The following is a 9,455-nucleotide window of genomic DNA, read 5'->3' as shown; positions in this document are numbered from 1 at the left end:
CTGATCAAGACAGTTGCTCCCACAATAGATTGGTGCACCCACAACCCCGTGGGAGCCGGCCTTGCCGGCGATGGGCTGCCCCCATATAGCAGAGCCTGTGCGTCCTGCTTCGTTAATATTTTATTTTTCTCCTTAAGGGTTTACACGCGAATGGTAATTCTTATCATTCTCGACTTCCCGAGCGACCGGGCCCTTCCGTCCCGGTCGTTCACCCTTTGCTCCAGGAGAAATCTGACATGGTGTCGCGCTTCAACCTCAGCCGCTTGAGCATTGCCTTGCTGGCGACCCTGGGTTCCACGGCAATCGCCGCAGCCCCGCTGGAACTGCAGCCGGACGAAGTCCAGGTGCAGCCGACCGACCTACCAGTGGACGGCAGCCGGCAAGCGATCGAGCTGGAGAACACCCGGGTACTGGGCACCGCCGAAGAGGAGCTGAAGCAAGCTCCCGGGGTGTCGATCATCACCGCTGAAGACATCAAGAAACGCCCACCAGTCAATGACCTCTCCGACATCATCCGCCGCGAACCCGGGGTCAACCTCACCGGCAACAGCAGCAGCGGCGCCCGCGGCAACAACCGTCAGATCGACCTGCGCGGCATGGGCCCGGAAAACACCCTGATCCTCATCGACGGCAAGCCCTCTACCTCACGCAACGCCGTGCGCTATGGCTGGAGCGGCGACCGCGACACCCGGGGCGAAACCAACTGGGTACCGGCCGAAGAAGTCGAACGCATCGAGATCCTGCGCGGCCCGGCCGCCGCGCGCTACGGCTCCGGCGCCATGGGCGGTGTGGTCAACATCATCACCAAGCGCCCGACCCAGGACCTGCGCGGTTCCATGACCCTGTACACCATGCTCCCCGAGGACGATGCCGAAGGCACGGGCAAGCGGGTCAACTTCAGCTTGAGCGGGCCGCTTACCGACAGCCTGATCTTCCGCGTCTATGGCAACCTGAACAAGACCGACGCCGATGACATGAAGATCAACTCGGCGCACCAGGCCTTCGATTCATCCTTGATGGCCGGCCGCGAAGGCGTGCGCAACAAGGACATCAACGGCCTGCTGAGCTGGAAGATCGACCCGGCCAACACCCTTGATTTTGAGTCCAGCTACAGCCGCCAGGGCAACATCTTTGCCGGCGACACCATGCTCAACGCCGGCGGCGAGTTCGTCGAAAGCCAGGTGGGCAAGGAAACCAACGTCATGCAGCGCTCAAGCTTTGCCGTGACCCATCGCGGTGACTATGACTGGGGTACCTCCACCGCGTCGCTGTCCTATGACCTGACCCGTAACGACCGCCTCAATGAAGGCCTGGCCGGCTGGGGCGAAGGTGCGCCATCGGGCGGTGCCGGACGCTTCGAGTCGCGCCTGCGCAATACCCGCGCCACCGGCGAGGTCAACCTGCCACTGAGCATCGGTCTGGAGCAGGTGCTGACCCTGGGCGGCGAATACCTCTATGAATCGCTCAACGACCCGGGCTCGCTGCGCCCGCAAAGCTATGACCCGGGCGCTGAACTGCCGAACTTCGACCGTACCCAGACCAAATCCACCGCGCGCAGTTTTGCCCTGTACGCCGAGGACAACATCGAAGTCGGCGAAAACACCATTGTCACCCCTGGCCTGCGTCTTGATCACCACGAGGACTACGGCAACAACTGGAGCCCGAGCCTGAACGCCTCGCACCAGATCACCGAGGCCCTGAGCATCAAGGGCGGTATCGCCCGCGCTTACAAAACCCCGAACCTGTACCAGGCCAACCCCAATTACCTGCTGTACAGCCGTGGCGCAGGTTGCAACTCCAGCGAAGTCAACAATGGCGGCTGCTACCTGCTGGGCAACGCCAACCTCGACCCGGAAACCAGCGTCAACAAGGAACTGGGCCTGGCCTACGACAAGGGCACCTGGCGCACCAGCGCAACCTACTTCCGTAACGACTACAAGAACAAGATCGAAGCCGGCAACCAGACCTTGTTCCGCCTGCCCAACGGGCGCCGCATCCTGCGCTGGGAAAACACCGGCAAGGCCGTGGTGCAAGGTGTCGAGGGCAACCTGTTCGTCGAGCTGACCCCAGCGCTGGACTGGAACACCAACTTCACCTACATGATCGAGTCCGAAGACAAGAAAACCGGCGAGCCGCTGAGCATCATTCCCGAGTACACGGTCAACTCGACCCTGGACTGGAACGTCACCGACAAGCTGTCGTTCCAGCTCAACGGCACCTACTACGGCAAACAGGAAGCACCTACCTACAACGCTCGGGCCAATGAAGCCCTGGACAAGAAGGTTCAGAAGGACGTCGATCCCTACGGGATTGTCGGCATCAGCGGGGGCTATGAATTCACCAAGAACCTGAGCATGCGCGTGGGCGTGAACAACCTGTTCGACAAGCGCCTGTACCGCGAAGGCAACTCCGATGAAGCCGGGGCCTTGACCTACAACGAGGCGGGCCGGGCGTACTTCGCCTCGTTTACCACGTCGTTCTGAACCCGGCGTTGACCGCAGGGCAGCCTTGCTGCCCCATCGCCGGCAAGCCGGCTCCCACAGTGGACTTGCATGCACCCGACCTGTGGGAACTGACTTGCCAGCGATCGAGCGCGAAGCGATCGCAATCCCGGCAACATCGGATAGCGACAGTCCGTGTAGCGGTCTCTCTAGTCAATATGTAGGAATATTCGACAATTCCTACCACAATTTTCAACGCCTCTATACTTCCCATACTCTTGCATCCTGATTCGACGTATCGTTGGCGACTCGCCGGCTCCGGCCCGTTTCGTCTTCCTGAATGATTCAGGAAACGGCTTACCCTCTTCGTCAAGGAGTTGCGCCAATGCCCACGGTACTGATCGTCGATGATCACCCCACAATTCGTCTTGCGGTGCGTATTCTGCTGGAACGCGAACGCTACGAAGTGGTGGGTGAAACCGGGGACGGCGTGGCCGCCGTGCAGATGGCCCGCGAACTGCGCCCCAATGTGGTCATCCTCGATATCGGCCTGCCCGGCCTGGATGGCCTGGGCGTGATCAAACGCCTGCACCTGCTGGAAAAACCGCCGAAAATCATGGTCCTGACCGGTCAGCCCGCGGCCTTGTTCGCCCGTCGCTGCCTGGATGCCGGCAGCTCGGCCTTCGTGCACAAGGACGAAGACCTGGACGCACTGGTGTTTGCCTTGAAAGCCATGCTCAAGGGCTACTCGACCTTCCCTGACATGTCCGCCAGCCGCGGCCCGCTGGGCAGCGAAGAAGAGCGGCTGGGCAGCCTTTCCCACCGCGAGATGGAAGTGCTGCGCATGCTCGCCGCCGGCCTTTCCAACAACGACATCGGCATTCGCATGCTGCTGAGCCCCAAGACCATCAGCACCTACAAGAGCCGGATCATGGAGAAGCTTCAGGTAGGATCTTTCGTCGACCTTATGGGTCTGGCAAATCGCAATCTTGTGATCTGAGCCGGCCATGACCCTGCGCCCCGCTCTTCTGCTCTTGCTGCTGGTCTGCCTGCCGGCGTTGTTGCTCAACAGCAGCCTGGCCGATGAGCCCGGTGAACCGCGCACGCTGCTGGCCCGCTCAGTGGTGGGTGGCGAAGGCGTAGCGCTGTCGCCGGATGATCGGCGCTGGCTGAAGGAAAAAGCCGTGCTGCGCCTGGGAACCTCGAGCCCGGACTACCCGCCTTTCGATATCAATGTCAGCCAGAGCGAATACGAAGGCCTGACCGCCGACTATGCCGGGCTGATCAGCGAACTGCTGGGCATCCCCTTCGACGTGCGCCGCTACGCCAGCCGCAAAGAGGCGATCGCCGCCCTGCATGCCGGGGACATCGACCTGCTCGGCAGTTCCAATGGCTTTGAAGCCGCCGATGCCCAGCTAGTGCTGAGCCAGCCCTATGCCGATGATCTGCCGGTGATCGTCACGCCCCAGGGCAAGACCCGCGCCGTCGATGACGAGCTGGATGGGCTGCGCCTGGCGATGGTCGATCACTACCTGCCGGACGAAGAAGTCCGGCATCTGTTCCCCAAGGCCCGCCTGCAGTTGTACACCTCGACCATGGCCGGCTTGTCGGCCGTCTCGCTGGGCCAGGCCGACGCCTTTCTCGGTGATGCGATCAGCAGTGATTACCTGATCGGCAAGAGCTTTCAGGACAGCGTGCAGATTTCCCACTTCGTCAAGCACGAGCGGGAAACCTTCGCCTTTGCCCTGGCCCGCGGCAACGACAGGCTGTTGCACCTGCTCAACCGTTCACTGGCGGTCACCAGTGAAACCGAGCGTTTGAACATCCTGCGCCGCTGGAGCAGCGGCAGCACCAGTATGTTGCTTGATCGCGGCGCCTTGACCCTGAGCCACGAGGAGCGGCGCTGGATCGAACAGCACCCGGTTACCCGTGTGCTGGTGAACAAATACTTTGCGCCGTTGAGTTTCTACGATGACCAGCAGCAGGTTCGCGGCATAACCGCCGACGTCCTGGAGCAGATCAGCCTGCGCACGGGGCTGAAGTTCGAGTTCATCGAGACCGATGCCGGTGCGACCATGATCGCGTTGCTGCAACAGGGCAAAGCCGACCTGGCCGGTACGCTGGTCTATAGCCCCGAGCGCGCCAGGCTGGTCAACTTCAGTCGGCCATACCTGACCGACCCTTGGGTGCTGGTGTGCCGTACCGACAGCGAGTTCGGGCAAAACCCCGAACAGCTGGATGGCAAGCGCGTGGCGGTCATTCGCGACACCCCCTTGAAGGCGCAATTGCTGCAGCGTTACCCGACGCTGACGCTGATCGAGGTCGATAGCCCGCTGGCATTGATGGAAGCCCTGGAGGATAAACAGGTCGACCTGGTACTGAGCTCGCGCATCAACGCGGCCTACTTCATCAGCCGTCTGTTCAAGGATCGGTTGCGTATCGCCTCCCAGTATGGCGACCGGCCGATTACCGCCTCGTTTGCAACGCCCAAGGACGCCAGGGTGCTGCGCTCGATCATCGACAAGGCCTTGCTCAGCATCCCGCCCGACGAACTGGCGCAACTGACCAACCGCTGGCGCACCAACGCACTGATCAGCGACAGCCCCTGGTACAACTACCGCTCACTGATCCTGCGGATTCTCATCGTCGCCAGCCTGATGATCGCCGTGGTGGTGTTCTGGAACCGCTACCTGCGCAACCTGATCCGCCAACGCAGCGAGGCCCAGCAAGCGCTGCAGCACGAACTGGGGTTCAGCAAGCGCCTGCTCGACGAACTGCGCCTGGCCAAGGACCAGGCCGACGACGCCAGCCGGGCCAAAAGCACGTTCCTGGCGACCATGAGCCATGAAATCCGCACGCCGATGAACGCGGTGATCGGCCTGCTCGAGCTTGCGCTCAAGGATGCCGAGCAGGGCCGTGCCGATCGCGCCTCGCTGCAGGTCGCCTTCGACTCGGCCAACGGCCTGCTGGCGCTGATCGGAGACATTCTCGACATCGCCCGGATCGAATCCGGACACATGGAACTGAACGCCACCGCCACCGACCTGACAGCGCTGGTTGCCGCTACCGTACGGGTGTTCGAAGGCAATGCCCGGCTCAAGGGCCTGATGTTGCAGACGGACTTGCACACGGTCACCGAGGGTGTGCTGGTTGACCCGCTGCGTTTCAAGCAGGTGCTGTCGAACCTGCTGGGCAATGCCCTGAAGTTTACCGAGCAGGGCCAGGTCAAGGTCACGCTGCGCTGGGGCGCGGAACAGCCCGGGCAGGTGCGACGGGTCTTGCTCAGCATTGAAGACAGCGGCATCGGCATCAGTGCTCAAGACCAGGCGCGCCTGTTCCACAACTTCACCCGGGTGGGCGAACAACAGGCACGCCAGGGCAGCGGCCTGGGCCTGGTGATCAGCCGTACCCTGTGCGAGCTGATGGGTGGCCGACTGAGCCTGACCAGCACCCCGGGCGTCGGCACGCGGGTCGACATCGAGTTGCTATTGCCGATTGCGACCCTGGCGCAAGCGCCCCTGGCAGAAATCGAGCAACCGCTGGCCGACAGTGCCTTGAACATATTGGTGGTAGACGACTACCCCGCCAACCTGATGCTGCTGCAGCGCCAGCTCAGTGTTCTCGGCCATCAGGTCAGCCAGGCCAGCGATGGCCAGGCCGCGCTGGGGCTGTGGCTGCAAGGGCAGTTCGATGCGGTGATCACCGATTGCCACATGCCCGGCATGGATGGCCATCAGTTGGCACGCCGGCTGCGCAGCGAGGAACACCTGCAGCAACGCCGCGCCTGCCTGATCCTCGGCTTGACCGCTAATGCCCAGGTTGAGGAGCGCGAGCGATGCCTGGCCAGCGGCATGAACGATTGCCTGTTCAAGCCGATCGGTCTCAATGAGTTGCGCCGTCATCTGATCGCTGTGACCAGCCCGACATCGGTGCCAGCAGTTACCGCGCAGGCGCAGGAGCCGGAGCATGCCAGCGGCTTCGATGTCGACAACCTCAAGCACCTGACGCTGGGCGATCCGCAACTGGTCGAACGCCTGCTGCGGGAACTGGCGCACAGCAACAGCGACGACCTCAAGGCCCTGCGTGCCCTGGGCCCGGAACCTGTGCGCGATGCCTTGCGCGCCCTGGCCCACCGGATCAAGGGCGGCGCCAAGATGCTCAAGGCCCGTGGCGTGGTAAGGCGCTGCGAAGCGCTCGAGCAAGCCTGTGTTGGCGAGGCCAGCAGCGCCGATCTAGAGGTGCTGGCCAAGGCCCTGGAACACAGCCTGCAGACCCTCGACGGCCAGCTCAACCAGCGGCTCAGTGCAACTGCAAGGTCGAGTTGATCTGGCTGATCGCATCGACCACATGCTGGGACCCCTGCTGGATTTCCAGAATCACCTCACCGGCTTCGTTAGCCAGTTCCACGCCAAGGCCGGTACGGCTGAGGCTTGACTGCATGCTGGCCACGGCGGTCAACGACAAGTCATGGTTCTGGCGCACCACCTCGACAATCTCCAGGGTGGCCTTGCTGGTACGTGCCGCCAGGTTACGCACCTCATCGGCCACCACGGCAAACCCGCGCCCGTGCTCGCCGGCCCGCGCCGCTTCGATGGCGGCGTTGAGTGCCAATAGATTGGTCTGGTCGGCGATACTGCGGATGGTCTGGACGATCTGCCCGATCAGCTCCGACTGCTTGCTCACCGCATCGATGCTGCGGGCGGCGGCATTGAGGTCCTGGGAGATTTCCTCGATCACCTGCACGGTTTGCTGCACCACCTGTGAGCCTTTGCGCGCACAAGCGTCGTTCTGCACCGAAGTGGCGTGGGCCGATTCGGCGGCGGTTTGCTGGGTACTGACCTGACGGGTGATGTCGCTGGCGAACTTGACCACTTTGTACAGCCGCCCGCGGGTGTCGAAGATCGGGTTGTAGGAAGCCTCCAGATAGACCATCTGCCCGAGCTTGTTGACCCGTTCAAAGCGGTGGGAATGGTACTCGCCGCGGTTGAGCGAGGCCCAGAAGGCCTTGTAGGCCGCCGACTCGCTTTCGCTCTTGTGGCAGAACAGGCTGTGGTGCTTGCCCACCACCTCGTCCAGGCGGTAATGCATGGTGTCGAGGAAGTTCTGGTTGGCCTCGATGACCTTGCCATCCGGGGTGAATTCGACCATGGCCATCGAGCGGCTGATGGCATTGATCAGGCTTTCGGTCTCGTGTTCGTGGCGCACCCGCTTGGTGATGTCCGAGGCGACCTTGATCACGCCGGTGACTTGCTGCTGCGCGCCGAGCACCGGCATGTAGCTGGCTTCGAGCCAGACTTCGCGGCCCTGCTTGTCGACACGGGCAAAGGTGCCGCTGCGCGGTTCACCGCGGCCCAGGTCACGCCATAACTGGTGATATTCCTCGCTCTTGGTGAAGGCTTCTTCGCAGAACATGCGGTGATGCTTGCCGCGAATCTCCTCGACGCTATAACCGAGGGTTTTGCAGAAGTTTTCGTTGGCGTCGAGGATCACCCCGTCGGGGCTGAATTCAATCATCGCCATCGAGCGGCTGATCGCCGCAAGTTTGCCACTCATGTGCCCCAAGGCCTGGGTGCAACGCTCGATTTCAGCCAGATCGGACTTACGATGCAAATCAAACATTTTGCAACACTCCATGCTCGGGATGTGCTGAGCATAGATCGCGATTAGCACCGTGCAAGCACTATGACATCACCGTACAACGCCCGCCGACTGGCGGTTTCAGCTGCTTTCGCGGACCATCAGTTCAAAGCCCAGGTCCTGGCTTTGCACCTGCGCGCGTTTGCCGTCGAGCAGGCCCAGCAGCGCCTGGGCGGCGCAACGGCCAATGGCCGCGCGCGGGGTGCGAATCGAGGTCAGGCGCGGGACCATGTACGCTGAGGCGGGCAGGTCGTTGAAACCGACCATGGCCACTTGCTGCGGCACCTTGATGCCCTGGCGCAGCGCTTCGAGAATGGCGCCCTGGGCCAGGTCGTCGTTGCAGAAGAAGATGCCGTCGACATCCGCATGACGTTGCAGCAACTGGGCGAACAGTTCGCCCCCCAGGCCGATCGACGACGGCTGCGGGGCGAGCACTTCCCGCGCATGGGCATCCAGGCCCGCCTCGGCCAGGGCCTGGCGAAAGCCTTCGGCGCGCTGCATCACCCGCGGGTCGAGTTGTGCGGCAATAAATCCCGGGCGTTTGCAGCCGCGCTCAAGCAGATGCCGCGCAGCCGCCCTGCCCGCTTCCTGTTGGGAGAAACCTACCGACATGGCCTGGGCATCGCCGCCCAGCTCCATCATGTGCACGCAAGGTATGCCGCTGGCTGCCAGCAGCTGCTTGGCCGCGTCGCTGCGATCAAAGCCGGTGAGCAGGATGCCGCGTGGCTGGTAGGCCAGGTAGTTGCGGATCAGGTTCTCTTCTTCGGCAATATCGTAGTGATAGTTACCAATCAGCACCTCAAGCCCACGCGGTCGCATCACCTCATGGATGGCTTCCAGGGTGTCGATGAACAGGTGGTTGGACAGCGACGGGATCAACACCACGATCGACTGGCTTTGCGCCGACGCCAACGCCCGGGCCGCCGGATTGGCCACGTAGCCAAGGCTGGCAGCGGCCACCTGGACCTTCTCGACCAGCTCCGGGGCAACCGTGCTGACCCCGCGCAGCGCCCGCGAAGCAGTGATCGGGGAAACCCCGGAAAGCCTGGCCACTTCAGCCAAGGTGGGACGACCGGTAGTACGGGAGCCAATGCGGGTCATGACAGGTTTTATTTTCGACTTGCAAAGAATGGGGAACGGGCACTAAGGTAGCGCTGTCTCAGACCACAGGCAATGCAAAACTGCATGAGGCCAGGAATGAGCATCCAGACTGCTTTTACAAGATCAATAACATCTGGGTGGGAAGCGCCCGAGACTTTAGCCGTCTCACTTCAAGATAGCGCTATCTTGCCCTGCAGGAGGTACCGATGAATCCCCCCTTGTCCGCAATCGTGGTAATGGGCGTAGCTGGCTGCGGCAAGAGCTGCGTCGGTGCCG

4 protein-coding genes and 3 pseudogenes are annotated in these 9,455 nt (G+C 62.3%); 4 read left to right on the top strand and 3 right to left on the bottom strand.

The window, feature by feature from the left end:
- The first annotated feature begins 236 nt into the window (after window positions 1-236).
- The 3 genes from UW3_RS0120830 to UW3_RS0120820 all read left to right on the top strand — a co-directional run bounded on the left by UW3_RS0120830 (window position 237) and on the right by UW3_RS0120820 (window position 6,766).
- On the top strand, window positions 237-2,483 hold the full coding sequence (locus UW3_RS0120830) for a FepA family TonB-dependent siderophore receptor (RefSeq protein ID WP_010225287.1): 2,247 nt from the start codon (window positions 237-239) through the stop codon (window positions 2,481-2,483).
- Between the two features lie 343 nt (window positions 2,484-2,826).
- Window positions 2,827-3,441 (top strand): response regulator, encoded by a 615-nt coding sequence (locus UW3_RS0120825; RefSeq protein WP_010225285.1) that lies wholly within the window; start codon window positions 2,827-2,829, stop codon window positions 3,439-3,441.
- A 7-nt stretch (window positions 3,442-3,448) separates the two neighbouring features.
- Window positions 3,449-6,766, top strand: coding sequence for a transporter substrate-binding domain-containing protein (locus tag UW3_RS0120820; RefSeq protein WP_010225283.1), 3,318 nt, complete (start codon window positions 3,449-3,451; stop codon window positions 6,764-6,766).
- Here the strand turns inward: UW3_RS0120820 and UW3_RS30320 are convergent.
- The 3 genes and pseudogenes from UW3_RS30320 to gntR all read right to left on the bottom strand — a co-directional run.
- Window positions 6,741-7,172: pseudogene (locus UW3_RS30320) on the bottom strand (methyl-accepting chemotaxis protein); the annotation flags it as partial. The gene UW3_RS0120820 and the pseudogene UW3_RS30320 overlap by 26 nt on opposite strands.
- A gap of 105 nt (window positions 7,173-7,277) precedes the next feature.
- Window positions 7,278-7,955 (bottom strand): annotated as a pseudogene (locus UW3_RS30315) (PAS domain-containing protein); the annotation flags it as partial.
- Between the two features lie 204 nt (window positions 7,956-8,159).
- Complete coding sequence (gntR, locus tag UW3_RS0120810) at window positions 8,160-9,179, bottom strand: HTH-type transcriptional regulator GntR (protein ID WP_010225281.1); 1,020 nt, start codon at window positions 9,177-9,179, stop codon at window positions 8,160-8,162.
- Window positions 9,180-9,385: 206 nt separating this feature from the next.
- Here gntR and UW3_RS29805 point away from each other — a divergent pair.
- Window positions 9,386-9,455, top strand: a pseudogene (locus tag UW3_RS29805) (gluconokinase); the annotation flags it as partial.

Origin of the sequence: Pseudomonas donghuensis (genome assembly GCF_000259195.1) — a bacterium.
GTDB lineage: Bacteria > Pseudomonadota > Gammaproteobacteria > Pseudomonadales > Pseudomonadaceae > Aquipseudomonas > Aquipseudomonas donghuensis.
The sequence above is the reverse complement of the archived record's forward strand: the minus strand, read 5'-3'. Positions and strand labels throughout refer to the sequence as shown.